Raw genomic sequence first — 26061 nt, 5'->3', positions numbered from 1 at the left:
TCCTCTCTCCTTTATATAGAGTTTATCTGTTTATCAATCGCTCTAAATATGAGAATTGTAGTTATTACATAGCTTGAAACTATATAAATCAGTACTACCTTCCCTGCAGTTGTACGAAAAGCATCTGTATACATGGGGCTTGTCGCATAGGTTGAAAATATTAAAAGAATCATAGTTGCAATTATCATAATAACTGTAGACTTTGTATCCCTCATAAGCGCCCTTATTCTATTGTTCTGCCTTATTCTTCCTTTTATCTTACTAGACATTTTCTGACAAATATCTGCTGTATTTGCCTTCATCAGTCCTGCAAATACCATTGAATCCACCCATGCTTCTACAAGAGGACTTCCTGATTCTTTTGCAAAATCCCTTAGTGCATCAGATAAACTTATTCCTGCATCAACTTTTGTTATAATTTTCTTTATTTCATTTTTTAGAGGATTTTCTAAAGTGTCTACTACTTTTTCCAAGGAGTTTATAAGGCTTCCTGATACTTTAAGGTAGTCTGCTATGTCCTGAACAGCATCAGCAAACTGTAAATTAAACTTAATGTACCTTCTTTGAGCAATTTTCTCAAGACCAAGTGGGACAAGCAAAAAAATTGAAACAGGCACTAAAAATGCCCACAAAATTTCATTTTTAATGATGAAAAAAGTAAACAAAAATGTATTTAAAGTAAACAAAATCAAAATTAAGTTTTCAGCATCAATTTTTCCGATACCTGCTCTTTTAAGAAGAATATCAAAGTAGTTCAGTGCTTTCCCAAAACCTAAAATTTCTAAAATGTTAAATTTTCTCTCCTTTGGCATTATAAGCTGCCTTTCCATTCTTCTTATTATTTCCTGTCTTTTATACTCTTTTGTTAGGTACAAAAACATTACAATAGAAAAAACACTTAAGGCAATTATCAATGAAAGTATCGGTATCAATTCAAACACCTCACTCCAAATTGATTTAACATAATGTTTTTTAAATAAAAAAAGAGGCAGTTTTCCTGCCACTCAACAAAAATTAGAATAAAAGTTTTATTTACCCTGCATAAGCTCAGAGAATAGATCTGTAGCAAAATTAAGTGAGCTGTTCCACAGATTTACTATAGCAGTCCTGCCTGCCGGTAATGCCAACACTGCTATACCTACTGCCAAGGCTAAAAGAGATGCCTCTACAACGTAATGGTTTATTCCTCTTGTGTCTTTCCTTAAGTCTGCAAGTGCTGACATTACCTTCTCATAAATCCCAAATGTGATCTTGTTGTACATAAAAACACCTCCCGAAAATGTTGTTCCAATAAAAAGTAAAAAGGAACACACTCTAAAAAGCGTGTCCCTTTTACCACTTAATGTATCTATAATCAAGAATGTAATCTCCCTTTTCATCAACGCCTCTAAGTTCTGCAACTTCTTTGACTGCCCGTCCTACTATATCACCTTTTTCATCTTCTTCGAGGCCTATGAAGACAAGGACATCAACCGCTTTCGTTATAAGTCGACGGACAACCCTGTCATCAATTGGCTTGAATTCTTTTATAAGTGTTTCAAGTTTATCTAGTGCCATCCCCACATTGTCAGCATGTAGAGTCGTAAAAGAGCCTTTATGACCACTGTTAAGGACATTTATAAAGGTATATGCTGATATTGGTGTTCTTATTTCCGTAAGGATAATTCTGTCAGGATTTGCTCTTAAGCAGTCATAAAGTATGTCTTCATATGTGATAGCTCTTGCCCCTTCTTTCGCCTCTCTTGTTTTTAAGTAAAAAACATAAGGGAGAGGCAGTTTCAGCTCTCTTGTGTCTTCAAGTACAGCAATTATATGTTTAGGCTGGATGTAATGCGTTAAAGCATTTACAAATGTCGTCTTGCCCGCTCCCGTTTCACCTATAACTACAATGTTTCTCCTGTTTCTAACAGACATCTTAAAATATTCCGATAAAGTGCCGTTAAAGCTTTCTTCTTCTTTCGTACGCTTTTTTATCATCTCTATTGTGCCTATACTGTCACCTAGTCCTCTTAGTCCAAATGCAAGCTCATCAAGATTTTTATTTAAGCTTGCGTGCTTTCGTATGATTATATAAGGTTCTAAAGCTTCAGGCGGAATTATTACTTTTACACGGGAGCCGTCAGGAAGTTCAGCATCCTTTGACGGCTCCGCATAAGAGATGTTCTGTCCTGAGTTTGCTACTATTCTTTCATACAGTATTCTAACTTCTTCCATGTTTCCAAATCCTTTTTCATCATCATATTTTACTCCGTCTTTTATATACATTAATCTCGTTCCGAAGCTTATTATATCCGTTACTCCATCCATCTTAAGGTACTTTTCAAATGGCCCCAGCATGTACATTTTGTCATATACTTCTTCAGTTATGGAATAAAGATTATCCACATAGTGAGGAAGGTTCTGTTCAAGGTATTTTTTTACTTCTAACCTCAAAAGTCCTTTTAGATCATCTGTGCCCTGATTCTGATAATTTATCATCTGAGGCCTTACTGCATTTACTATCAAGTCTATATCTATTTTCCGAGCTGTATTTATTAACTTAGAGCGTTCCGAAAGGCTCATGTTACCACTCCTTTACTGCAGAAGCTTCTGAAGTTCTAAAATTATCTTCTTCTTCTCTTCTTCTTTTTTCCTGTACTCATCAATTGCCTTACGAAGTTCTTTTATTTCTTCTTCCTTCTTTGTAATAGCCTCTTCCATTTGCTTTATCATTTTCTCCTGCATAGAAATCCTGCTTTCGTATATTTCCTTGTTCTTTGCAAGTATGTTTTTGATCTCATCTAAGACAATATTAATTTCATCTTTTGCTTCCAGCTCCTCAATGTTTTTAGGTTCCTCGCATTCTTTTTGAGCCATTTCAGAAATTTCTGGCTGTTTTTCCTGGTCGGTGCTATAGTGCAGTACTACAGGTTCTTCTTTTTTTAATTCTATTTCTTCTTTCTTAATTAACATTTTATCTTCCTCTCCTTTTTCATTAAGTAGGTTATTAATTATCTCTTTAGGATCTATAGGGCTGGAATATATGTCTTTGATCCCAATTTCTCTAGCGGTTTCCATAAGCCTATAGTCTGAGTGACCCGCAAGGAGTATAATTCTTTTTCCCGCAGAAAGTAAGTTTTTGATATACTCTTTATTTGAAATATATGAAATTATTGCTGCGTCGCAGTCTGCAAGACTGTCAGCTGGCTTAAATCTTGATTTAAACACCTCATCAAGTTCTTTATAACCGGTATTAACGTAAACTTTCATAGGATAAACATCACCTCTCTCCTCAGTTATTTCTCTTTCCTCAGTTATTTTCTCTTTTTCTTCTTTTATTTCAGTTCTTTCAATAACCCTATGTTTCTCATCTTTCAACTCTGTATTAATCTCTGATTCATAGCCAATTTTTATTACGTCTATGTTAGGCATATTTTCAGTTACAGGTAAAGCTGTAGTTTCTTCAAGAACTTCTTCTGCATTTGGAGTTTCAGCAGGAATTTGTACTTTTTGTTTTTTTCTAAAAAATAAAAAACCTCTTTTTTCTTTATAGAAGATGCTGGGATATAAAATACTTAGAATATTTTCTGCATGTCTTAACATTTTGGAATTTTCAAAGCTGTTTAAATTCTTGATAAAAGGAACTTTATAAATAACCGGAAGTTTTATTTCTGTTATGTTTACGTATGTTAGTTCCCTTTTTCGCACTTTGTTTACAATCATTTTTACTTTCTTTAAGTCTATGAACCCGTTTGCTCTCGCCCAGTCAATATTTCCTATAGCACGACTGTTAACAGAGCGGTCATCTTCTACAATAAACAATATGTCTTTTGACATGTCAAAATATCAATACAGCCTTCCACAAATGCAGGCTGTATGTCTACTATGATAAGTTCATACCGATTGTTCAGTTCCTCCATCATTTTTCTTAACTTATCTGGCCTTATCATCTCGTATGTGTCGGGATAACCTCCGACTATTACATCAAAACTCTGCTTTATCGGCCTCTGTATTGCCCAGTCAAGGTCTCCGTTAACAGCTTCAAAGATATTCTTTTTGCGCTCTAAATCCAGTATTGAAACAAAATCTCCGGGAGAAAAGTCAAATTCAATAGTGCATGTTTTTAGTCTCCGGCTTGCCATCTCGGAAAGGGCAAGAGCTATTGTTGTTTTCCCCACGCCTCCTTTTGGAGAAAAGATTGAAATTATCATTTTTCATCACTCCTTGAAAAGTTTAAAGTTGCCCGCTTTAACATAAGGTGCTATTATTGAGGCTTTCTCAGCGGTCGTTTCCAGTAGTGCAATTGTTGTTACTGTACCGTTGACTGCTGATGTGGTTTGTTCTATTGAGTAAACTTTTAATCCACTTATCGTCTGATTTGTACCGTCTACAGAGTTTGAAAGAAGTACAAGGCTTATTTTGTCTCCAGCAGAAATGAGCTTTGCGTCTTCATAAGGCACATTTATGCTTATTAAAACGTTGCCCGGAGCTATTTCAAGTCCTTTTTGCATAACTATACTGTAAGGAATGAAGTCTCCTTTTACACGTCCAGTGTTTAAACTTTTGCCTACAATCTCTTGAGGATTTTTTACTAAATCTGCTGCAAGACTTACCGGAACACTTTTTGTGGTGAGCATGTCCTGAGTTACTACTGTACCTGCGTTTATCGGTTTTGCTGCTGTAACAACATTTACTGTTCCCTGAACACTGTTAAGTATTAAAAAAGCTGCAAGAAATACGAATACAGCAGTAATAATGCCTATTTTGATTATTTTACTCAACTTCCCTCACCTTCCCATTCCTTTATTTTTTTATGGTAAAAATCAAGCTTCTTTTGGTTTAAAAGATAAAGCTCAATCCCATCTTTTACTTCATCAAAAGGCTTGACCGTCTGTTCCGCTGTTTTTAAAATTATATACCCTTCATTATTTACGGGAATTGGTCCATAAATTGTATTTGGCTTTAAAGACACTCCAAAAAATTTCCGGCTTACAGGAATGTCTCCCATGAATCCTCCGTTTCCGTTTATTTTGTCTATTGAGTACTGCTCAAAAAGCTTGCTGAAATCTTCTCCGTCTTTAAGTTTTTGATATACCATATCCGCTGTATCTTTATCTCTAACTGATATTTCATATACTTTCACTGTTGTGTAGTAGTCTTTGTGTGCTTCATAAAATTTTTTTACTTCTTCGGGGTTTACTGTAATGTCTCTTGTGTATTTGTTGAAGAGCTTATCTGAAAGAAGAATATCTTTCAGGTCCTCTTTTGTAAGCTTTGTTTTGTCCTTGACGTTCTGCCATGCACTATTTAGCTCTTCGTCAGTTACTGTTATTCTTTCTTTCTGTGCCTCATATTCAACTGCTTTTTTGGCTTTCAGGTTTTCTAAGGCTGTTTTTGTCAGTTCTTCATCACTTATTCCTGTAAAATCATTTTTTAAAAGCGCTTTTTCTCTTTCCAGTTCAGCCTGTGTTATTGGTATTCCGTGGATACTTGCTATTTGCTTTGAACTGCATCCTGACAGGATTGAAAGTGCGAGTACAGGCAGTATGAGAAGTAAAATTATTTTTTTCAAGTTTTTTACACCTCCTCTTCTTCGTTACTGTTTGGACATTCTGGCCTGCTGTAGAGTTCATCTTCAACAGTTTCTATTCTGTCTTCGAGATAATCACATGTCACATCAAAATCATCTACTCTTTGATTCAGCTTTTCTATGCTGTCTGCAACTACATCCAAAAAGTCAAAAAATTTTTTAAAAATTTCTCTTTCCTCACCGGAAAGCTGAGAGGCAGCTGTGAACCCTCTCAGAAATGCCAGCTCTTCTTTTAGAGTCATTGTGTCTCCACCTCACTTTTTTAAAAAAATATGCAAAAAACAGGTGTTAAACCTGTTCAATTCTACAATGCTATCCTTTTTAGTTCATCATTAGAAATACCCTCCTCTTCTTTGAGAAGTTCCAGCACTTTTTCTGCTATTTCTTTTGGCGTCAGCTCAAGATTATTTTCATGTCCAAGTACATACATTGCTTTTTCTGAATAGGTGGTTATCAAAAACAGCGCTACTGCTCTCTGAAGCTCTTTTGTTTCTGCCTGCCCTTGTTTTACTTTAATTACTGCAATTTGCCTCTCCAACAGCAAATCTATGCTCCGCATAACACTGTTCGGATTGTTTTTTAATTCCTGCTTTAATTTGGAGTTTTTACTCATGCTGTTAATATTTTTAATAACACTGTCCATGAATTCTGATTTGTTAAGAAATATTATGTGATTACTCTCTGCCAGTATATTTTTTACAATTTTAGACAATACCGGTATGAGATTTGGTGACAGAGGAACATAATTTCTGTACCGGTATTTAGCAAATCTTAAGGCTGCCTGGTATTCCAAATTTGCTTCTTTTTCAAGCAGGCTGCTGAGTTCTGTTACCTGTTTTTTCACGGTTTGTAGAGAAATCAATTTTAATCCTCCTTTCTTTTAAAAAATACTACTTTACCGCTTTTGGCTTTTTGCTCTGCGCTTTGATAGAGTTTTTCAAGCTTATCAATAAATATTATCAAAGTGGTCGAAAAGTCGTTGTATTTGTAGTCAGGCAATTTCTCAATGTCCATAAGCTCCAGTATGCCTGTTGCATTTGCAATAACTTTTTTAATTTCTTCAATAAGCTTATCAGCAAGCTCACACTGCTTTTTTGCCTCAATTCCGTACTGCTGCTTAAGCTGTTCCAGTTCGTATCTTATATTCTTAACTTCCGCTTCTGCTCTTGCTTTTTCTTCTAATGCCTGTCTTTTTTCTTCAAGAGCTTTTCTGCGCAGTTCATCAAGTCTGTTTTTTTCCTGCTCAAGTTCATTGAGGCGCTTTGTTAACTGCTCTGACTGTTCCTTAATTGTCTTTAAGGTGCTTTTTAATTCTTGATAGTCATCAGGTTCTTTTTCAATTATTTCAGGCTTTATTTCTGCAATTTTCTTTTCAAGCTCTTTTTTTATTTCTTCTGCTTCTTTTTTCTGCTTCTCAAGTGCTGCGATTTTGTTCTGCATGTCCATATACTGCTTTCTGTACTCTTCCATTTGCTTTCTTAAGCTCTCTATTTCACTTCTTTTAAGTTCAGCTATGGTTTCTCCAAGAATGTTAAAAAGTTCTCTCTGCTGCTCAGGTTCAAGGTATGCAAGCTGCTCTCCGGCTTTTGTTGTTAGTTTGCCTTCTTCGATAAGTTTTTGAAGTTCGGGAATTAGCTCGTTCAGTTTCTTAAGCTGACGAAATCTTCTGTCTGTAAGTCCTATAACTTCCGCAAGTTCTTTTTGGGAAATATTAGGAGATGCTTCGGAACCGGGTTCCGATCCACTTCCTAAATACTGGTTATTGCCTTTTTTAATGCCGTATATCTTTTCTAATTCTAAAATGCACCTTGCCAGTTTCATAGGATTCAGGTTTCCTATTCCTCTCTGCCTAAGGTTTGTCTCAATCAAATCTTTCAGCATCCAGTCTTCTTTTGTAAGTCCGTCTTTGTCACTATAAGTTCGTACTTCGCAGGGAACCTCTTTAACCCCAAGTTCTTTTGCTGCCTTTAATCTCTGATTGCCTGAAATAACAACATAATCTTGTGTTACTATGAGAGGTACTATTATCCCGCTTGTTTTTATGCTTTCAACAAACTCCTGCCAGCGCTCTCCTTGTATGTCATCAAAAAACTCTCTGTTTCGGGGATGTTCTTTTAAAAGGCTGACATCTACCATTTGCATAAAAATTCCTCCTCTTGAAGTTGTTTTTCTATAAAAAATAAAAGCGCTCTTTTTTTGAGCGTCTTAAACTTTTCTTAATCTATTCTATAAAAAAACATCAAATTACCAAGGACTTATGTATCTAAAAATAAAAAAGCAGGCGTTAAACCTGCTAATTTTACATAAGGTTTTTGATTAATTCTTCCAGATGATGTTTTCTCCAACAACCATACCTGTACAAAGTGTTTTTATTAATTGCATCTGCTTTTTCTAAACTAAACGGTTTACCTGCAGGAATCTTTAAAAGCCAGATTTTTGTCTTTTTATGATCCGGTTCTATAATTATTTCGGTATGTATTTGAATTATCTTTTTAAGCGAAAATATTTTTGTTTTTTTATCTACAGATATGCTAACTTTAATTCCTTTGACTAGTTCTATAAATTCTCCCTTTGTATCAAATCTTTTATCCAATACTGCAGGCTTCCATGAAAGTTCTATGAGCCTCAAATCTTTTAAGTCTTTAAGCCACAAAAGTGCTTTTTCTCCTTCCTGTCTTAAAGAAGAAACTTCCATATAATCAAAAGCAAACCTACTCGGTGTGCCTATTTCAGGCAGCAAAACTTTCCCATCACCAGAAAGTTCATAAATATAAGCTTTTATTTCTTTCACACCTGTTCTTTTTGCAAAACAAACCCTGTGCTTTCCTTCCACAACCCAATAAGTATTCTGATGCTTTAAAAGCTGAATAGGATCTTCTTTTAAAAAAGGAGTTTCTCCAACAGAAAATTTCTTCCAAAAACCACTACAGCGACTGTTTTTCATACATATATCTAGATATTCCGGTGTCTTTGCTGTTTCACTAAGAGCTTCCATGATTTCTTCTTCAGTATCTAAATATGGATTAAGACCTAATTCTCTTAACAATTTGCATCTGTTTCCTAATTGAGTTGGATACTCTTTTATATTTTCCATTTTAACAATTTCAATTTTTGGTTCTATAAAAGGAAAAGGCATAAAAATACTTCCTTTCTATTTGGTTTTGTTTGTGAAGTGCAGCTCATTGTTTAAAATATATCATATAACCTGTTCTTTAGAAATAACGTGCTTGAAATATCTATCCCAATTATCATAATTCTCTTCAAATAACCTCATTTTACAGCCAGGATATTTTTCTGCTGCCTCTTTTGCTGCATCTATAATCTCACTGCCGTATTTTCCACCTATTGGCCTTAAAACAACTTCTCGTCTGTTGTTAGTATCACTAAAAGAGCAAATATCTTTTCATCTGCAAGATCTGGTAAGACATTTAGAATATTTTCTATATTTGATAAATCATGCACCATGTTCTCTTTCATTTTTAACCCCTTCCCTATTTTCAATTTTTTCTAAAATAAGCAAAACAGTTTTTTCCAAGAAAAAAGGCAGAAACGCTTATATAAGCATCCCTGCCCTTTTCTTAAAACGTAATCGTCTCTGTCTGTATGTTCGTCTGCTGCCAGTTTGGATTGGACGTCTTAAAGCCTGGATTGCTGTGGTCTTGATTGTCCTGGAAAAATGTTGCATTAAAGCCGTTCACAGGTATATGAACGTACACACAGAAGTACTTATCTGTTCCATTGAGGTACAGCTTAAAATACAATGTTGAGTCTTCCTGCCCTGCTTTCCTGTACATAAACCTGAACGTTGCCTGCTGATTTGCTATGTCTATGTTCTCCATGACAGGATACTCTGTCTCCCAGTTGTCATCTTCTAAAAGGTAGTTTGTATATCTGTGTATGTTGTGAAAAGCTACAACCTTTGTGACGTATGCCGGTGTTCGCACTTCTCTTGGGCCCGTTGGAGTATCTATAATTGAACCTATCTCTACGTTCTTCCATTTAATTGTTATATCCATATACGCAGGATAGCCGTTTGCATCAGTATGCCACTTTGTAAATACAAAGTTGGGTGTCTTGTTTATTGTTATAGTTGCATGTACAGAATCAGCTGTGACCTGCCTTATCGAGGGTGTATTATTGGAAACTGTCGTATTGCCGCTGGAAGGTGGTGTACTTACTGCAGGAGGATTATTATTCTGCGGAGAACTGCTGCTCTGTGATGGAAGTGTTGGAGATGTTCCATCAGGATTGTCGCCCGGTATTCTGAACGTTGCTATACCTGAGCTTGTAGCGTAGTTTAAAACTGTATTTATAAAGTCCTGGTAGTTAGTAAATTGATCCAAAAAAATAGCTGCATCTCCTACACCACGAAATGCATCTGAACCAAAGTAATTAGCTAAATCTTGATAATAATTTCGTAGTTTTACCATTACAGGTGCACTTTGGTCTAAAGTTCCTACTATTTGGTCCGGTACTTTTATACCATGTTCCTGTAAAATTTCAGCTATAGCTTCATCAATTGAAGGATCTCCTGTTATAACCTTACCTTTTCGGGGCTTCCAGTCCCAGTTATTTGCGTATTTATCTGTCTTCTTAGTAAACTGCAAGATGAATACTCCTGCTTTATCATCGTACATAAAACCGGACTGCTTTAAGTAGTTAATTTGATCTTGAGTAAGATCTTTATATGGTACTACGTATGCTCCGTCGCTTGCCCATCCACCCTGAAACTCTACTCCGTTTACAAGCATTTCCGAACCGTCCGGTTTCACTACTCTTACTGTGCGCAGATCACCTATTATATGGGCATTGCCTAACATTGTGGTGTTGGTAGTATTAGTTCGGCTACCTGCATTTTGTCCACCACTTCCGCTGCTGTTATATCCACTGTAGGTGCTGCCGTTGTAGTTGAACCAGCCGCCCGTTGCGTTTATTGTAGCTACGACCGCCTGCATTTGTTTTGAGTCTGAAAGAGCAGAAGTGGGTACCAATCTGTCTCCCATTCTAGTAGCACTTGTTGTGGATACCTGTCCGTTTGATACGGCTATCAATGTATTATCTGTACCTGCATAGTAGTAGCTTGTACCGTTTATTGTGTAACCAGGGCTTACTGATAGTGTTGCAGTTTGTCCAGAATCTGTTTTAATTGTGGTGTTCAGCTGACCTCCGCTTGCAGCTACTTTCTGGGGAGGTACAAGATGTCCGTCCGGAGTCATTATTCCTGTTGTTGTGTATGTCTGTCCTGTTGTTGGATCAGTTACCTGTATTTGATTCCCTCCAAGCCATTTTACCGTTGTACCGTCAGACATTACATAATCGGCATATGCAGGTATGGTGCAGGAAAGCAGAAAAAGAATTAAAACTGCTACAGCAATTTTCTTCAAAAAGCTCACCTCCCGTTAAAAGCTTTATCAAACAAAAGAGGATAGGTTTTTGTTACCTATCCTCTTTTGACAATTTTTGTTCAATTTAACAGTTTCTTTACTTCTTCTTTAGGGAGTTTAGTTATTTCTACAATTTCATCAATATTCATTCCTCTTTTTAATAGTTCTTTAGCTACTGCTAATCTTCCTTCTTTTTCTCCTTCTTTTTTACCTTCTTTTTTACCTTCTTTTCTTCCTTCTTCTATTAATCTTCTAAAGGTTGCTGATTTTTCCAAATCTAGCATTTTACCACCACTTTAATTTAGCAGTTTCTTTATTTCGTCTACAGGAAGATTTGTAATTTTAGCAATTTTGCTAATATCCATTCCTTCTCTTAAAAGCTCTTTGGCTATTGCTATTTTGGCTTTCTTTTCGCCTTTTTCTATTCCTTCTTTTTCTCCCTTGGCTAGTATTTGCTTGTATATCTTAGATTCCTCAAGTATAGACACATTCATCACCTCCGAAAAATTTTTCTATGACTTTCTCATTATATACTATGTTTGACAAGATCTTTGCCTCTGTAGCTATATTCCCTTTCTTTTCTATGTCTATCGGCATATTATTTATCACTTCTACACATTTTCTTAGATATTTCTCTTTTTCTCTTTTTCTTCTTGCTTTATCTGTTAAAGGCAAAAGTGCATATAAGTCATAATAATTCGTTCCTGCAATATTTTCAAATTTTATTTTCCCGACGTCTATTATTTTATATCTGTAACTCAAAAGATTTTCTTCTCCAAAATTATAATCCAATCTATTTTCCATCTTTAATTCATTTTTCCCTAAATAAACTACTACTTGATAAGGCATTAATTTATGTTTTTCCATTATTTCTGTTGTATATCTTAGCATTCTATAAACCATTTGATTATCATTATATGTCTGAAACTCTATATGTAATACAATATTACCTTTGTCTGTACTGCACTTAAATACCAAATCACTTTCTCGTTTTTTCAACCGTTGTAAATTCTATATTAAGTTCATCCAGTTTTATATGCTTAAAACCTAAAAAATATGATGCTATGTCATCACTTAAGCTGGAAAATATATTTTTAGCAATAATATCATATTGTCCCAATTTATCACTTCCATTCTGTACATTCTTTGTTTATCTTTATCACAATTATACCACGTTTAAAAAGAAAGGGACAGACATTCCTAAAGCCTGTCCCTTATCGTGTCTATCCATTCAAGATCCCATTTCTGCGTTGCGGGGTTATAAACTCCGTCGTATGCTGCAAGTTTCCATTTGCCGTCTTGTTTAACAAGTAATGCATGAGCATAAACCGTTCCCCATACTCCGGGACTGTTAGGTCTATCTGTTCTTTGAGTACATGAATAATATACACTGGCAATATTGCCCATTGTTGATATTTTTATGACTTTATATGAATCAGGCTGTATCCAAATAGCTCCCAGTGGATAAACGTAAGTTCCGTCTGAGAGGTTGCCACCTCTTAGTAAAATACTGTCAACTACACCGTATTCGTTTCTATTTCCAAATGCTCCACCAATTGTAGGGCCTTTATGTCCGTCTGTGTCCCATACGCCCATTTTTGTTCCTTTGTAGAAGTACTTATCCATGTTCGGTAAAAAGCCGTTTTTACATTTGTCATTAAGTATATTTGCTCTATCATCTATAACCGTTGGTTCTGTCCACGGATATAAATTGTATTCTGTTACGTAATCTTTGGCTTCCTGCTGATATTCTTTTAAGGCTTGTGCAAAAATTGGATTTGGGTTAGGTCCTACATCGGCATATGTTCCATCAGGCAGTTTATAAAAATTTGTTGGTATCCAAGCCTGTGAAAGCTTTGCAATAGCTTGCTCTGCATGTGATATTACGTTTATTGCTTCCTGCTCTGTCAAGTCGCTTGGTAAAAGCCTCATAAGCCTCATAAGCATTACAACCGCTTCTGCTCTGTTTGCATATGCGTTTGGTCTGAAAGTACCGTCAGGATATCCGCTTAATATTTTTAATCCTACTGCATTGGAAATCGCTGCTGAATACGGGTCGCTGTCTGAATAGTCTTTAAAGTGCAGAGGTACATTTGCTAAAGGTATTTGATAGGATACTGCAGCATTTGAAAGCCATATCGCTATTTCTTTTCTGGTTATGTTTCCGTTCGGATTAAAGGTTCCTTTGTAATAATCAAGTGGTATAATATTCTTATTTACAAGCTGCATAATGGGTTGATAGTACCATGCATCACTTTTTACATCTTTAAAAGGATTCTGAGGCGCTGTTTGATTAAGTCCCAATGCCCTTGAAAGCATTGCTGCAAATTCTGCTCTTGTTAATGTATTCTCAGGCATTAACGGGCCTAACACTTTACAAACAACTTTACCTGTCATTTGATAATCTCTTATTGCAGTTGGCGGATTTGCCGGATAGCCTCTCACTATTTCTGCTGCTACTGCTAACTCTAAATCAGGCATTGCCCAGTAAAACTGTCCATCAGGTTCTGTGTATTTGTAAAAGTCCAGAACTCCATAAAAATCTGCTGCAAATACAGGTACTGACGCTCCCAGTGCAAGAACAAAAACCAGCACAAAAGCTAAAATTTTTCATTAAAAAAACACCTCCAATAGAAATTTTATCACATTTTTCTCAAAAAAGTAACCTTATTACAGCATCCTCCAGCTCAACAAGGGCTTCATTTATATCATCTTTTGTTACTTTCTGCCCAAGAAGTTTCATTATGCCTTTTATTTGATTTAAGGCAGTTTCTTCTTTTGTTCTGTCAGGTTCTGCTTCTGAAGCTGCAGCAGGTTCCTTCTGTACTTTATCTGCCTCCTTTACAGCTTCTCCAGAAAAGCTTACCTTTTCTCTTAGACCAAGAAAATACTGCTGCACATTTGAGAACTTTGCAGGATTTTTTACGGCATTTACAACTTCTTTAGGATCTACCGGATCAAATACAATGTCATATATCCCAAGTGCCAGCGCATAACCTAAGTGTTTATTGTCCTTTTCTTCTCCTGCAAGGAGTATTACTCTTTTATCTCTCTGCCTTAAAGCAAAGAGAAAATCTTTAAGGGGAAGTTTTATATCTCCATGCGGTGCCAGAATTACTGTATCATACAAATCTTTACTTTTTTCTTCTAAAAGATAATCTGCATAAAAGATTATTTCTGATTCTATTCCGTTTTCTTTTAACTCTTGTTTTAACAATTCATCAAGTTTTTCTATACCTGTATATATAAAAACCATTTTTAACACTCCTTTAAAGGCTTTTTAAAGCGTTTTAAAATCTTTGAGGGTATTTTATTATATATACCTTAACAAAATAACTTTGATTGTGAGGCTTTTAAATGCTTGAGGGTTTATTGTATGTGTACATCTTTTCCATCTGCTTTCTATTTTCTACAATTTTATCTACTATTTCTTTCGAATGTCCAAGTCCTGCCATTTCCGAGATAACAAGAGCTTTTACCAAAAGTTTTTCTTTATTGCTGGAAGGTTTAAGCTGCTTAACTCTTTCATAAAACTTATAGAAAAAAGCAGCCTCTAGTTCATCGCAAGTGAGCGCAGGAGACTCCATCTTCTATAAGATGGAGAGGAAGCGCTCTTTCCTCCTTTCAAACATCAATGTTTTTGCTCGTTCAATGAGTTTTAAGTTTTGCCATTTTGCCGACGAATGAATTTTCTCTCCGTTTAAGGTTATTATGTCAAAATAACCTGAACTTCTTAGCCCATAAATAATCCCTACCATATCCTCGTATCTCACCTTATCAAACCTTCTAAAACCTTTAACTTCCTTAATTGTATTTGCTGGTCTAATGCCACCTTTTATCGGATTTGATTTGTGCAATGAACGATTTTGTCTCCTAAAAAATTTCCCATAGTACCAATGGTCTATTTGTTCGATATTGTTGCTACCTCCTGCAATAATGAATGCATCATTCCTGTGTGATTTCTCAATCCCTAATTCAATTCTCTTCTCTTTCGTCCTACTACCAAAAGTAATGTCAATATCATATGTTTGTTTTAATTTGTTTACCACATACCATCCAACTATCGAAACATGGCTAGCGTCTTTTAAAATCCTAACTTTTTCAAGTTTACTATTTGGAATCTTAATTCTACCTTCATGTACAGCCTTATGTTCTTCAGCAGTTAATACTATTAAATTGGAAGGATTATCAGTTCCACCCTGATTTCTTGGAACAATATGATGTACTTCTAATACACCTTTTTTACCTGATAATTCGGATTTGTATCCTGCTCGCCACAAACAATACTCTCTGACATCCCAGAAACCTTTTTGCGGACCTTCTTGATACCCTTTACTTTCTACATCGGGATTTATTATCTTATGTGTATCAATGGTGCTATTTCAACTATAACTTTCGTAACTGGTAGTATCTTGGCTACAAAGTTTACAAGTCTAACATGTGCGTCAACTTTCCATTGAATACTTGGAGCGAGTTTTCCTTTATACTTGCGTCGGTTTAAAAATCTGGGTTTCCTATATCTTCTTTTTCTATATCTCCTGTTTCTTCTATATTCCCTTCTTTCTAAAAGCAACTTGTTAATATCCTGTCGTAGTTCAACTTCAGCACTGAACAATTCCTGCTTTTCTGTTATTGCTGAAATGCCATCTACTTTTGAACCTGTATCCAATCCTAATACAACGGGTTGTGTATAGGATGTTGTGTTATATAACAACTGAATTGTAAATGGTTCTCTTCTAACAACCTTAGCAAGTCCCTGTTTTAAAAGTCTTCTTACTTTACCATGCCTATTTGTCGGCATTAGCGGTTTGCCTTCCTTCGAAATCACATAAACCATATGCGGTAAGCCTCCTTTTGGAGTTAGATGCTCATCCCAATGTTAGACTGGCTTGTTTTGTCTGCCACACTGTTCCTACCACTCAGGACTGTTTAGTGACAGACGACAGAGCTGGAACTTGAGCAGCATCCCAGGGTGTCATGACCAGTCTAACGTAGCCCCGCCAGCCTTTAGCCGGTGGCTGAGGGTAGTCAACTAGGGCTTGCCTTAATACAAGCCCCCGCCTCTATAGGCGGGTGGTAGTTGACCCATTTTTACCACCTCTATTTTTGACTCTCTTCTGTATCGCTTCTTTAGCTTCTCTTACCTGATTGAAAAAGTTCTGACGCCTTTCCTGCCAGCCTTCAGGAAAGTACACATCAAAGTGAGCTTTCGTGAAACCCCCTGTAGGATCAGGTTCCTGAGGAGGTACATCACTCTGCTGCCGGTTTGCGTTTATATTCCTTGCTCTTCTTAAGTAAAATGACTGTCCATACCAGCCTAACAGGTTGAAAAAGATCTGAATTAAAAAGCCTATCAGCCACATTATCAGCAAATTCCTTGCAAAAGGATTCATATGAAGGTAGTTTATGAACTTATTTGTCCACATCGGTATATCTTGAGGCAGCTCAATAAAGATAAAACCTTTCATGTTGACTACAAAATCAGTCATCTGCTTTAAGGCCTCTTTTGAATCTCCAAACAAAGCTATGAAACTTGTAGTCAAAAGGAGTATACCAAGTAAAGTACCGAAAAAACCTGCTATAACATAAACAGCTTTCTTAAAAAGCTCTTTTCCTGCAACATACACGAACAAAAAAGGAAAAGATAAAATAGTTATTATAAACATCAAGTTATCAAACAAATTATTTCTTCTCATACAAAACACCAGCTTTCTTGCAAAATTTTTCCTAACTTCTTACATATATTATACACCTATCTATTAATATTGTCAATATATTTTTGTTTGTATTTTTCAGCAATTGACATTACTTGATCCACATACCACCATGCATGGTTGTAGTTCCATACAGCCTTTCTCAATGCGTCTATATCACTGTAGCCTTTTTTCTTGTACAGGTTGTAATTTGCACTTAAGTAGTGTGCAGCGGTGTAAACTGCATCAGAAGGATCAAAAGGCTTATTATGCCGTCACCATTGCCGTCAACACCATACTCACCGAATGTTTCAGGAAGAAACTGCATCATTCCAACAGCAGATTTGTTGTAGTCAGGCAGATAGGGGCCAACAGCGTTTGGATTAAAGCTTGATTCTCTATAAGCTATTGCTGCAAGGACAGTCCACGGTATTCCATACTTTTCTCCGGCTGCTTTGAATACAGGGATTAATTCATTTGGTATTTCACCCGGCTTTACATCATATTTCTGCCATGGAGGTACTCCTTCTCCCATTGAGTAGTCTGAACTGTCAAGCAGCCATTCAATATTTTCTTTGTTTTCCATAAACGAAGCTGCAGTTTCTAAAAGCATTTTCCTATTAAGTTCTGAAACATAGTAAACTGTTCCATCTGACAGCACCAAAGTACCGGAAAGGTACTGTAGTGGATCAACAGGCTGGCCGTCTTTCCTTATTTCAAAATGAAGATGCGGACCTGTTGAGCGCCCTGTACTTCCGGATAAGCCTACAACTTCTCCCTGCTTCACTTCTTTTCCTTCTTCCACTTTTATTTCGGAAAGGTGTCCGTAAACCGTTGACAGGCCATCTGTATGTTTTATGACAACTGCTCTTCCGTATCCTCCGTATTCTCCTGCAAGAACAACAACACCATCAGCTGCTGCTTTTACAGGTGTTCCGGAAGGAAGTCCAAAGTCTATTCCCGGATGAAATTCCCTGCTGCCAGGATTTTCAGGATTCTCTCTCATGCCAAAAGGTGATGTTACAGGATAGTTTCCATCAAAAGGCTTTATTATCTTTCCACCCTTAACATGAAATTCCTGTACATTGAAGTTGTTTGCTGAAGTGTTAACATAAGCATATTTTGCAATTGCAGCATCCAGCCTTGTCCAGTCGGAATAGAAATCTATTCCTGTTTTTGCTATATAATGAGTTATTGTGTGTTTACTGTAATCTGTTCCTTTTGTAAAGTTTTCACTGGCAAATTCTTTGTAATGTATTACATATATTCCTGCATAGGTATTCACCTGAGAGATATATTTCCTTGGTGTCCTTATTTCGTAATACTTTGTCTGCCAGTTTCCATCTTTGTCTTTAACACTTTCCCAGACCTGAGTTACTTCATCATAATCAAAGTACGTAAAAACAGGGTTAAGATCTTTGGTTATATCTGCTACCATGTCCTTATCAAGAGTGTCATCCCAGTCTCTTGCATAAAGCTGAAGAGCGTAAGGTACTGCCCATGGAAGGAAAAACTGCTCTTCCATTTTATCGGAAGATATAACAGGAGGTTTTAAAGAAGATACTATAATTTTGGCTGTTTGGGCATTGGCTGAAACAGCACTGTCTCCATATGCAGCACCAAAAATTCCTAAAGTGACAATTACTCCAAAAGAAATGAGAAGTAAAAAGCCTGTTATCATCCAAAAGTAAGGATTTTTTACAAGAAAATAAAGTATGCGTCTTTTTGCAGCTCTTTTTAGATAATTCTTTAAATACTCACCCAACACAATCACCCCAACAAAAACAGCAGAGGGAATATCCCCCTGCTACTTCCATCTGAATTCATCAGGGTTTTTTGACACATTTTTAATCCATTCATAACCTTTTCTTATACCTTTTACAGTCACTTCTCCGGCCTTTCCTCCTACTTCTGCTGCTTTTGCTCCAAAAGGAGAAAGCACAACCGTACCGGTTATCTTCCCTACCGCATCTGCTTTGTGCTCACTGCCTGTTATGTTCTTTATCCTGTCTCCAAAGCCTGCCCTTCTGTACGGAGTATATCCGTGCTCCTGGGCTTCAACTTCTGTCCTGAAAGTTTGAGCAGGTTCAACGCTGTCATATCCCTCATCACCAGGCATGTAGTACTTTAAAGTTCCATCTTCAAGCTTTACTCCTTTTATCAGGCCGTTGCCTTTTTCATCAACGTACAGCTTATTGGGATCATCCGTTGCATATCTGTAGCTTGCAGTCTGGTATCCCAGTCCTCCTGCTGTGCCCAAAAAGCTTCCACCTGCTCCGCCTAAAGCTCCCGCTATTCCTCCTCCTATGGTTCCAAAGTCCCTGACGGCATTTCCGCCCAGTGCAAGTCCCATAGCCCCTCCTATTATTGAGCCTGCTGCATATCCGACTCCACCAAGGATATCCCCTGTCTTTTGTGCACTAGAAAGCACTTTTTGATATCTTCCACCGGGAACATCCTTTTGGAACAGTTTTCTAGTGATTGGTGCACTCTTTCTATAAGAAGAATACTGAGGTACTGCTGTATCGGATGAAGGATACACACCTGTGCTTGATGCATCTCCTTCTGCAGGAGGAGGAACAATGCTCTCTGTGTCCTTTTTTAAGCTGAAAAGCGTGGAATTTCCAGCTTCTGCCTCTTGACCTCCAAACGGGCCGCTGCCACCTCCGCTGGTTCCTGTGCTGTCGCTTCTTCTTTCTCTTGAAACAGTGGTAAAACCTGCACTTCTTTTCATCCTGAGCCCTTTTCCTGCAAGGGAAACAATAGATGCCATGCCTGCAAGTCCGCTCATGGCAAGTCCGGCGTAAAACTCTTCATTGACTCCGAGCCATCTCAAAAAGCCCATGAAAAGCTGTCTTAAAACCGCTGCTGTTGGTATTAGTGCAACTAAGCCAAAAAGCTGTGCCCACCAGAGAGAAAAATCAGAAGATACGCCTGGAGAAACTAAAACAGCGTATAAGGACAAAACCAGTGCATGTGAAGTCTGCATGAAGGCATTTGAAATTATTTCACCAACAACCAAACTAAGACCTCTGCTGATTCCTGTTATGCTCCAGCCCCATACAGCTATAGGAACAACAACAAGCATGGAAATTAATACAAACTTTCTTATGGTGTACAAAATGTTAAAATATATCATCAGCCCTACAAATGCGCATTTAATAAGAGCCGTTGTCAGTATGCTGCTTGTCTGTATGCTTTCAATAAAATCCCATCCGGTTTGAGCAAATTTCCCTCCGCCGTATGCTGACAGGAGATTCTTAAAAAGCTCTGTCAGATAGGCATTGCCCATAAAGACAAGCTGAGAGAGCAGAGGCAGAAACCATATGACAGCATAAGCTAAAACAGTTAAGCCCATTTTCTGCATTGCATCGGCTCTCTTTGAAGGATTAGCTCCTGCTGCCATAAGCCTCATTCCTGCTGCAATCATTGACACTACTGCAAGCCCGCCTGTTGCAATTTCTACTGCATGATACCATTTCATAGCAATGTCCCATTCGTCCTGAGTGAAAGGTGCTGTTGTGGTGTTTGGCAGGTAAAAAACCAGCTCATCTATAGTTTTAAAGCCCAGTTTTTTGCTGCGCCCACAAGTCCGTTGAAAGGCGAAGCAGTATGCGGTCAACAAAAGTATCAGCTGAAGCAAAAGTCGGAATTATTAAAAAAAGAAGAAGGATAATAAGCAGTATGTTAATTTTGTTCGTTAGGATTCGTTGAAATAAATTCTTTTTCATAGTCTGATGCCACCACCTTTAATACAGTGGAATTTCTGCCTGTTTTTATCAGTGCCTCACCTATGCCTGATGACAGAAGGAATTCTCTTTCACCTTTGGAAAGATGAAAAACTTCCTGCACTGCGTCTATATCTGTAGGAGACTGTCTTAAGAGAAAGACTGTTGCTGCATTTGTTAAAACTGCTCTCCCCTGCTGGGAGTTCGCAAATTCCATAAAGCTCTGTGATGCAATTGTAAGAGATGTATTTCTTTTCCTTGCTCTTCTCGCAAGGTTTTCTAAAAAGTTTGCCGTGCTTTCATATTTCATGAACATCCATGCCTCATCAACTATGACGAATTTCTTCTGCTTTATATTTTTCTTTACAAACTTTTCCCATACCCAGCTTGTTACTACATAAAGCGCATATGTTTTTAAAAATTCATCCATAATGTCAAAAAAGTCAAAAGCAACCAGCAGAGTGTCCTTCAGGTCTATATTGGTCTGTCCATCAAAAAGTCCCATTGTACCGCCTTTTAAATAAGGCTTTAGAATCTGCGCAAGCTTTTCACCTCCGGGCTTTTTGCTGAGTCTTTCTGCAAAAGATGAAAGCGTAGGCATTTCTTTTATTCGTGTGCCTATATAATATTTTCCGTCTCTTTCCTGAGTACTCTGCTCATACAGGCTTTCTGGACTTCTTGTTATTCCACGTGCTCTGTACTCTTCAAGTATTGTTTCTTCTATTAGTGAAAGTTCATATGCAGTAAGAGGAGTTTTGCTGATTTTTTCTATTATCATGCTTACCAAGCCTTTTATTTCATTTGCTTTCTGGAGAAGGTCTATAAATTCTATGCCCTCATCATCAACATCTACTTCTATGTCAAAAGGGTTTATAATGTGCTTGCAGTTGGGTTCAAGCTTTATATGAACTCCTCCAACCTTGTTTACAACATTTTTGTACTCTCCATCCGGGTCTATAAAAACCGTTCTTACTCCCAAAAGGCACTTCTTAAAGCAAGCAGTTTCATCATAAAAGATTTTCCCGTACCCGATTGTGCAAATACGGCTATGTTTGCATTTGGCAGCACAGGAGGTCCTATAAACGGATCGAATATTACAGGAGATCCTGTAAAAAGATTTATGCCAATAGGTATCCCCTGCTTGTGAGAGTATTCGGGAGAAGCAAATGGAAACAGGGAAATGGCTGCTCCTACATTAAAGTTTCTTGATGAGTCTGCTAAGTAGTTTTCGGCTGTCGGGACAAGGCTTTTAAAACCCTGCTCCTGCCTGAAGATTGCTGAACGTGCTTTTATGGATTTACTTGCTAGAACTTCTTCCAGCGTTTTTGAGTTGTGCTCAAGCTCCGCTAAGCTGTCTCCGTACACTGCTATGACAATTGTTACATAAAAAAGCTTATCACGATTCATCTGGATGTTTTCACGCAGTGCTTCAAGGCTTTCTGATGCTCTTTGGAGTATTCCAAGCTCTGCAATGTTTCCTTCCTCTTCGTCAAGCATGAGCTGTGACTGAAGCTGTACTATTTTGTTTGTCAGCCTTTTTACTGCATTTGCGTTGGTTTCGGGGTAAATATGAATTGAAATGTTTGCATTTGAAAACAGTTTTAAGTCCTCAAGCCAGCCGATATTTACCGATGCAGGATAGTCCGTAAAATAGTAAATTCTAACGTATTTGCTGTTAATCTGCATATAATTCCTGTCTATATATATTGCATCAGGAGCTGTTATCTGTTTTATGTCTGCCACATGATTAAAAGGGTCATGAAAGTCATTTTCTTTTTGCTTTTCGACTTTTTGTTTTTCAGTTTTTCGTTCCTTATCTTTTTGAACTTTATCACTTTTTTTACTGAGCAGGCTGAATTTCAAGTTCAACACCTTCTTTCATAAAGCTTAGTGCGCCATTTTCAATAAGAGTGGAAGCAGTAATTTTTGTTCCGGGATTTAAAACTTCATGTATTAAGTCTATAAGCTCATTTGTGTCTAAAAGTCTTGGATTTAAACCACACTTTATTAAGCCGTCCATAACTATCTGTATTCTTCTGGACATTTCGCCTCTCGCTTTTGCATAGTTATTTTCTTTGTCGTCGTAAGTTATTATGAGGTAGTTCTGGTTTATCATTGTGTTTTCTGCGTAATAAGATAAAAACTTTTCAAGTTCGTATTCGTACCTCAGCATTGATTCAGGCATTCTGTGTCTGTTGGCTCTAAATGCCTGAATTGAGTCTTTTAAGTTAACTCTCTGTGTTAAAGAAAGTATCTGTATAGGAAAGGTTATAGAAAGAAGCATTGAGCCAAAAGCGTCTTCTAAAGCGTTCTGCTCTGCAGGAGTAAGCAGAGCAAAGTTTATTGGATCGGATGTAATTACTGCTCTATACCTGTGGCCTTTCAGGATAATGAGGCCGTCTTTTATGTCTTCTATGTCTAAAAATTCAGATGTCTTTTTCAATTTCCACACTCCCCTTCCACACATATTCTTTTTCCTGCAGTAAAACTGAATGCTGTAAGAAATATATTTGTCAAGAGTTATTCCATCTTTATCAAAATTAGCTCCCCAAAGGCCTATCAAAACAAATATAACTGCCGGAATCACTGCAATTCGTATGTTGAAATATCTGTACATCTCTATAAATACAGCTATCCCTAACCCTATGCCTATTATGAGGATAATAAACTGTCTTAAAGAAAGCTTTCCACCAAAGATTTTATCTTCTTTCATTAGATCCAATGGTACCGGGTACATTCTCATCTGCTGTAACCTCCTAATTCCTTAGTTTCAAATTTATAAGACTATGAATAGTACTTAAAGTTAAAAAAAATAAGGCTATCATGTAAAGATAGCCCAAAAACTGAAAATATGCACATCATTGCGGTTTAAATCCAAGTGCAACTCCAACAAACCACTTTGCCCCAAGCGCAACAATAGCTCCGAGAATAGACCAGAGAAGTCCTGTCATGGCTTCAGACCGCCTTGCAGGGTTTGTAGAGCTTGCCATTATCTTGTAACCGTTCCATGCAATAAAGCCTACTGCTACAACTACTGCAACGTCCATAAGAGCATTGACAATATTCCAAATGAAGTTTTTTATTCCGCTTGTGTCCACAGCTGCAACACCATTATCTGCATATGCAGCTGTCATTAAAGAGTACATAAAAGCTGCAGCAGAAGCAAAAAATGCTTTTATCTTTTTATGCATAGATATTCTCACTCCTTCCATAAAAAATGTTTATTTGAATGACTGGCTCACAACCTGAAGCACACCAAATATGGTTGGTATTGCATAGTATAAAAGTACACCCACCGAAACCCCTATCATGCCTCCTGCACCTGCACGTCTTAATGTTGATGCGTGGAAAATACTCCCTAGTATGAACATTATGATTGACACTGTGAATATAAATCCTGCAAGAGGCATGATAATGCTGCCGATTACCTGTGTCAGTACAGAAAGTGCATGTGCAACTTTTGTGGCAAATTCTTGAGGTGTTACAGGATGAATATTTGCAGGCTGGATTGGAGTTTGAGGCATTTTTTTATCACCTCCTTAAAAATAAAAAAGCAGGCTTTGCGCCTGTTTTTATGAATTCGGCTTTTTAAAATCACTCCAGCAAACAAAACACCAAATAAGTCCTGCTCCAAGCAATAATCCTGCAAAAAGACCTGTCCCAAGCCCTACTGCAAACTGGTACATTTTCACCATCTCCTTTTGCTTAATTTTCATATAAAAAATCTTGGAGCATTTTTCTGACGTGCCGGTTTCTCTGGAGCTTTCTTAATGCTGTCTTTTCAAGCTGCCAGATTCTCTGCTTCGAAACTCTTAAGATTTCTGCTATTTGCTTTTGTGTCATTGCTGGACCTTCTAATCCGTACCGCAGCTTTAATACTTTGCGTTCAGCTTCAGTTAGTATTCTAAACGATTCTTCTAATTTTTCTCTTAATTCCTTCATTTCATGTTCTTTACTTATTTCGCTTTCACTCTGTCCATCAGGAATAACATCTATTAAGTCTACGCCATCCTCAACAAAAGACTGATTTAAACTTATTATAGTAGCTTTTAAAGTTAAAAGCTCTGCAGCTTTGTCTTCTTTTAAGCCCATTTTAGCAGCAATGTCTTCTACAGAAATATCGCCGTACTTTTGTTCAAGAGAATATATTTTGTTAAGTTTCGAATAAGTCTTTGCAGAAACATGCACTGCTTTTGACTGCTTCCATATATACCGCTGTATTTTCTGCTTTATATAAGGAACAGCAAAAGTGGAAAATTTAAAACCTTTTGTATAGTCAAACCTTTCCACTGCAGTAATTAAACCTATGATACCTTCCTGTATTAAATCTTCCAATTCAGCGCCATATGTTTTTGAAAATTTCAAAGCAGTGCTGACAACAAGCCCCATATTTCTTTCAATTATTTCATTTCTGGCACTTTTATCTCCGCTTTTAAGGCGTTCAAAAAGTTCAAATTCATCTGTCTTTTCTTTAGTCAGCACGTTCATTTTTTAATCACCCCATTTAAAAAAGACAGGTTCACTGCCTGTCTTTACTGCATAGTGATCTTATTTTTAAAATTGCAAAGTTTTTATATTCTTCAAAAAGGTTGCTATAGTAATCTTTATCAGAACCTCTTTTTGACATATCAAGCCTCTCTCTAGCTTTTTCTATTTTTTCTCTGCTGATTTTCCTGAACGATGTAAATTCCTTTCCCAAATTCCTTTTCCATCAGATTTTAAACACTCCTTTCTGTTAAGAATTAACATTCCCTGAGTGAACTTTTTTTGACTGTACTAGGTGGGACATACAGTATGTAGTGCTGTTCAGGAAGTCTTAAGTTTGGCCAAAACATAATTTTGTTTAACGTATTTTTGAATGTTAGTATTTTTTGTACTGTTTTTATAGAGGGCTGTATTTTCGATGTTTCTATGATTGTGCAGGCATCGCTGTAAACACCTCTTAGTCTCAATCCACCATACTCACCTTTTACATAAAAGTCATATTTTGCAGTCGAATCAACTTCTCCAACTCCTAATACAAAGTTTCCATGAACTGCAGGAGCTGTTTCTAAGCTGTAGATGGGTTCTTGCGAAACAACTTTTCCTGATAAACGTACGCATCTGCATTAAAAAAACTTACAATAGGCATAAAAAAAGCTATAAAAAGGCTTGCTTCTGCCAGTCCCATAAAAAGGCTGCCGTCCGAATCTATCTCATTAAGCATTATCTCTATGATAAAAGCAAGAACAAGAAGAACAGCTCCCAAAATCATTGCTCCTCACATCTCCTTTTCTTATTAGTAATTGACATCTCCTGAACAGACCTTGCAGCAATTAAAAAAGAGAGCAGATTAATACACTCCGCTCTCTTTTTGTTGTATAATTTTTTGTTTTATAATCTTTTTATTTTGCCTTGATTAATTGGTTATGAACTCTACTTATTACCGTGTATTTTATTATAGATTGTATCTCCGGCTCAGCATTTTGTATTTTTATTTTCACCTTGAAATTTTCTAATCCCATCTCTTCTACTAATCTGCCAAAGCACTCATCTGCAAAAGATTGAGAAGTACCTTTTACTCCATAACAATCAATTATTAATTTGTTTTCCTTTGATAGCATATCTTTAATAGAATCTCGTACTTTTTTACCCAATTCCCTTCCTAATAATATATCACCAAATGCATTTAGCTTTAACATGTTATC

At 36.9% G+C, this 26061-nt stretch carries 31 protein-coding genes and 1 pseudogene; all 32 read right to left on the bottom strand.

Features of this window, described 5'->3' with window-relative positions; all coding sequences use genetic code 11:
• Positions 1-11 precede the first annotated feature (11 nt).
• Positions 12-932 (bottom strand): type II secretion system F family protein, encoded by a 921-nt coding sequence (locus JCM7501_RS00515; protein ID WP_154653768.1) that lies wholly within the window; start codon positions 930-932, stop codon positions 12-14.
• Between the two features lie 96 nt (positions 933-1028).
• Positions 1029-1262, bottom strand: a complete 234-nt coding sequence (locus JCM7501_RS00510; RefSeq protein ID WP_154653767.1) for a hypothetical protein — start codon at positions 1260-1262, stop codon at positions 1029-1031.
• A 70-nt stretch (positions 1263-1332) separates the two neighbouring features.
• Positions 1333-2562 (bottom strand): CpaF family protein, encoded by a 1230-nt coding sequence (locus JCM7501_RS00505; protein ID WP_028991401.1) that lies wholly within the window; start codon positions 2560-2562, stop codon positions 1333-1335.
• A 12-nt stretch (positions 2563-2574) separates the two neighbouring features.
• Positions 2575-3816 (bottom strand): hypothetical protein, encoded by a 1242-nt coding sequence (locus tag JCM7501_RS00500; protein ID WP_054644750.1) that lies wholly within the window; start codon positions 3814-3816, stop codon positions 2575-2577.
• Positions 3789-4190 (bottom strand): tyrosine-protein kinase family protein, encoded by a 402-nt coding sequence (locus tag JCM7501_RS00495; RefSeq protein WP_054644749.1) that lies wholly within the window; start codon positions 4188-4190, stop codon positions 3789-3791. Before JCM7501_RS00495 ends, JCM7501_RS00500 begins: the two co-directional genes overlap by 28 nt.
• A 6-nt stretch (positions 4191-4196) precedes the next feature.
• Positions 4197-4760, bottom strand: coding sequence for an SAF domain-containing protein (locus JCM7501_RS00490; protein WP_028991400.1), 564 nt, complete (start codon positions 4758-4760; stop codon positions 4197-4199).
• Complete coding sequence (locus JCM7501_RS00485) at positions 4757-5551, bottom strand: peptidyl-prolyl cis-trans isomerase (RefSeq protein WP_028991399.1); 795 nt, start codon at positions 5549-5551, stop codon at positions 4757-4759. Before JCM7501_RS00485 ends, JCM7501_RS00490 begins: the two co-directional genes overlap by 4 nt.
• A 5-nt stretch (positions 5552-5556) precedes the next feature.
• Positions 5557-5811, bottom strand: a complete 255-nt coding sequence (locus tag JCM7501_RS00480; protein ID WP_028991398.1) for a hypothetical protein — start codon at positions 5809-5811, stop codon at positions 5557-5559.
• A 62-nt stretch (positions 5812-5873) separates the two neighbouring features.
• Complete coding sequence (locus JCM7501_RS00475; RefSeq protein WP_028991397.1) at positions 5874-6431, bottom strand: hypothetical protein; 558 nt, start codon at positions 6429-6431, stop codon at positions 5874-5876.
• Positions 6432-6433: 2 nt separating this feature from the next.
• Positions 6434-7711 (bottom strand): ParB/RepB/Spo0J family partition protein, encoded by a 1278-nt coding sequence (locus JCM7501_RS00470; protein ID WP_051421897.1) that lies wholly within the window; start codon positions 7709-7711, stop codon positions 6434-6436.
• 157 nt (positions 7712-7868) lie between these two features.
• Complete coding sequence (locus tag JCM7501_RS00465) at positions 7869-8705, bottom strand: hypothetical protein (RefSeq protein ID WP_028991396.1); 837 nt, start codon at positions 8703-8705, stop codon at positions 7869-7871.
• Between the two features lie 215 nt (positions 8706-8920).
• Positions 8921-9046, bottom strand: a complete 126-nt coding sequence (locus JCM7501_RS13470; protein ID WP_256200951.1) for a hypothetical protein — start codon at positions 9044-9046, stop codon at positions 8921-8923.
• Between the two features lie 101 nt (positions 9047-9147).
• Positions 9148-10620: a hypothetical protein gene (locus tag JCM7501_RS00460; RefSeq protein ID WP_154653766.1), complete on the bottom strand. Its 1473-nt coding sequence runs from the start codon at positions 10618-10620 to the stop codon at positions 9148-9150.
• A 413-nt stretch (positions 10621-11033) separates the two neighbouring features.
• Entirely contained in the window at positions 11034-11237 is a 204-nt protein-coding gene (locus tag JCM7501_RS00455) for a hypothetical protein (RefSeq protein WP_028991393.1), read from the bottom strand.
• Between the two features lie 12 nt (positions 11238-11249).
• A pseudogene (locus JCM7501_RS00450) lies at positions 11250-12073 on the bottom strand (Rpn family recombination-promoting nuclease/putative transposase).
• A gap of 80 nt (positions 12074-12153) precedes the next feature.
• Positions 12154-13548 carry an S-layer homology domain-containing protein gene (locus JCM7501_RS00445; RefSeq protein ID WP_054644748.1) on the bottom strand — a complete coding sequence of 465 codons (1395 nt, stop codon included), beginning with the start codon at positions 13546-13548 and terminating at the stop codon, positions 12154-12156.
• A 58-nt stretch (positions 13549-13606) separates the two neighbouring features.
• Positions 13607-14209, bottom strand: coding sequence for a hypothetical protein (locus JCM7501_RS00440; protein WP_028991391.1), 603 nt, complete (start codon positions 14207-14209; stop codon positions 13607-13609).
• Between the two features lie 97 nt (positions 14210-14306).
• Positions 14307-14540, bottom strand: coding sequence for a hypothetical protein (locus JCM7501_RS00435; protein ID WP_028991390.1), 234 nt, complete (start codon positions 14538-14540; stop codon positions 14307-14309).
• A gap of 3 nt (positions 14541-14543) precedes the next feature.
• Positions 14544-15233 carry an HNH endonuclease gene (locus JCM7501_RS13465; protein ID WP_256200950.1) on the bottom strand — a complete coding sequence of 230 codons (690 nt, stop codon included), beginning with the start codon at positions 15231-15233 and terminating at the stop codon, positions 14544-14546.
• A 74-nt stretch (positions 15234-15307) separates the two neighbouring features.
• Positions 15308-15790, bottom strand: coding sequence for an RNA-guided endonuclease IscB (gene iscB / locus JCM7501_RS13460; RefSeq protein ID WP_322785887.1), 483 nt, complete (start codon positions 15788-15790; stop codon positions 15308-15310).
• Between the two features lie 226 nt (positions 15791-16016).
• Positions 16017-16649 (bottom strand): hypothetical protein, encoded by a 633-nt coding sequence (locus tag JCM7501_RS00425; RefSeq protein WP_028991388.1) that lies wholly within the window; start codon positions 16647-16649, stop codon positions 16017-16019.
• Between the two features lie 214 nt (positions 16650-16863).
• Positions 16864-18411: a peptidoglycan DD-metalloendopeptidase family protein gene (locus JCM7501_RS00420; RefSeq protein ID WP_156202089.1), complete on the bottom strand. Its 1548-nt coding sequence runs from the start codon at positions 18409-18411 to the stop codon at positions 16864-16866.
• Between the two features lie 42 nt (positions 18412-18453).
• Positions 18454-20130 carry a sunset domain-containing protein gene (locus JCM7501_RS00415; RefSeq protein ID WP_054644746.1) on the bottom strand — a complete coding sequence of 559 codons (1677 nt, stop codon included), beginning with the start codon at positions 20128-20130 and terminating at the stop codon, positions 18454-18456.
• A 203-nt stretch (positions 20131-20333) separates the two neighbouring features.
• Positions 20334-21353, bottom strand: coding sequence for a VirB4 family type IV secretion system protein (locus JCM7501_RS13455; protein WP_256200948.1), 1020 nt, complete (start codon positions 21351-21353; stop codon positions 20334-20336).
• Positions 21344-22237, bottom strand: a complete 894-nt coding sequence (locus tag JCM7501_RS13450) for a VirB4 family type IV secretion system protein (protein WP_256200947.1) — start codon at positions 22235-22237, stop codon at positions 21344-21346. The genes JCM7501_RS13455 and JCM7501_RS13450 overlap by 10 nt, the downstream gene beginning before the upstream one ends.
• The gene (locus JCM7501_RS00405) at positions 22215-23117 is read right to left on the bottom strand and encodes a PrgI family protein (RefSeq protein WP_054644745.1); all 903 of its coding nucleotides are present in this window, start codon (positions 23115-23117) and stop codon (positions 22215-22217) included. The genes JCM7501_RS13450 and JCM7501_RS00405 overlap by 23 nt, the downstream gene beginning before the upstream one ends.
• A gap of 115 nt (positions 23118-23232) precedes the next feature.
• The gene (locus JCM7501_RS00400) at positions 23233-23565 is read right to left on the bottom strand and encodes a pilin (protein ID WP_081723077.1); all 333 of its coding nucleotides are present in this window, start codon (positions 23563-23565) and stop codon (positions 23233-23235) included.
• A gap of 30 nt (positions 23566-23595) precedes the next feature.
• Positions 23596-23898 carry a hypothetical protein gene (locus JCM7501_RS00395; RefSeq protein ID WP_028991383.1) on the bottom strand — a complete coding sequence of 101 codons (303 nt, stop codon included), beginning with the start codon at positions 23896-23898 and terminating at the stop codon, positions 23596-23598.
• 181 nt (positions 23899-24079) lie between these two features.
• The gene (locus tag JCM7501_RS00390) at positions 24080-24862 is read right to left on the bottom strand and encodes a sigma-70 family RNA polymerase sigma factor (protein WP_028991382.1); all 783 of its coding nucleotides are present in this window, start codon (positions 24860-24862) and stop codon (positions 24080-24082) included.
• A gap of 31 nt (positions 24863-24893) precedes the next feature.
• The gene (locus tag JCM7501_RS00385; protein ID WP_028991381.1) at positions 24894-25073 is read right to left on the bottom strand and encodes a hypothetical protein; all 180 of its coding nucleotides are present in this window, start codon (positions 25071-25073) and stop codon (positions 24894-24896) included.
• Between the two features lie 351 nt (positions 25074-25424).
• Positions 25425-25622 carry a hypothetical protein gene (locus JCM7501_RS00380; RefSeq protein ID WP_154653763.1) on the bottom strand — a complete coding sequence of 66 codons (198 nt, stop codon included), beginning with the start codon at positions 25620-25622 and terminating at the stop codon, positions 25425-25427.
• A 136-nt stretch (positions 25623-25758) separates the two neighbouring features.
• Entirely contained in the window at positions 25759-26055 is a 297-nt protein-coding gene (locus JCM7501_RS00375; protein WP_028991379.1) for an STAS-like domain-containing protein, read from the bottom strand.
• Positions 26056-26061: the final 6 nt, after the last annotated feature.

The sequence above is a fragment of the Thermoanaerobacter thermocopriae JCM 7501 genome, assembly GCF_001310975.1.
GTDB classification, from domain to species: Bacteria; Bacillota; Thermoanaerobacteria; order Thermoanaerobacterales; family Thermoanaerobacteraceae; genus Thermoanaerobacter; species Thermoanaerobacter thermocopriae.
Note: the sequence above shows the minus strand (reverse complement) of the source record. Positions and strands in the feature narration are given on the sequence as shown.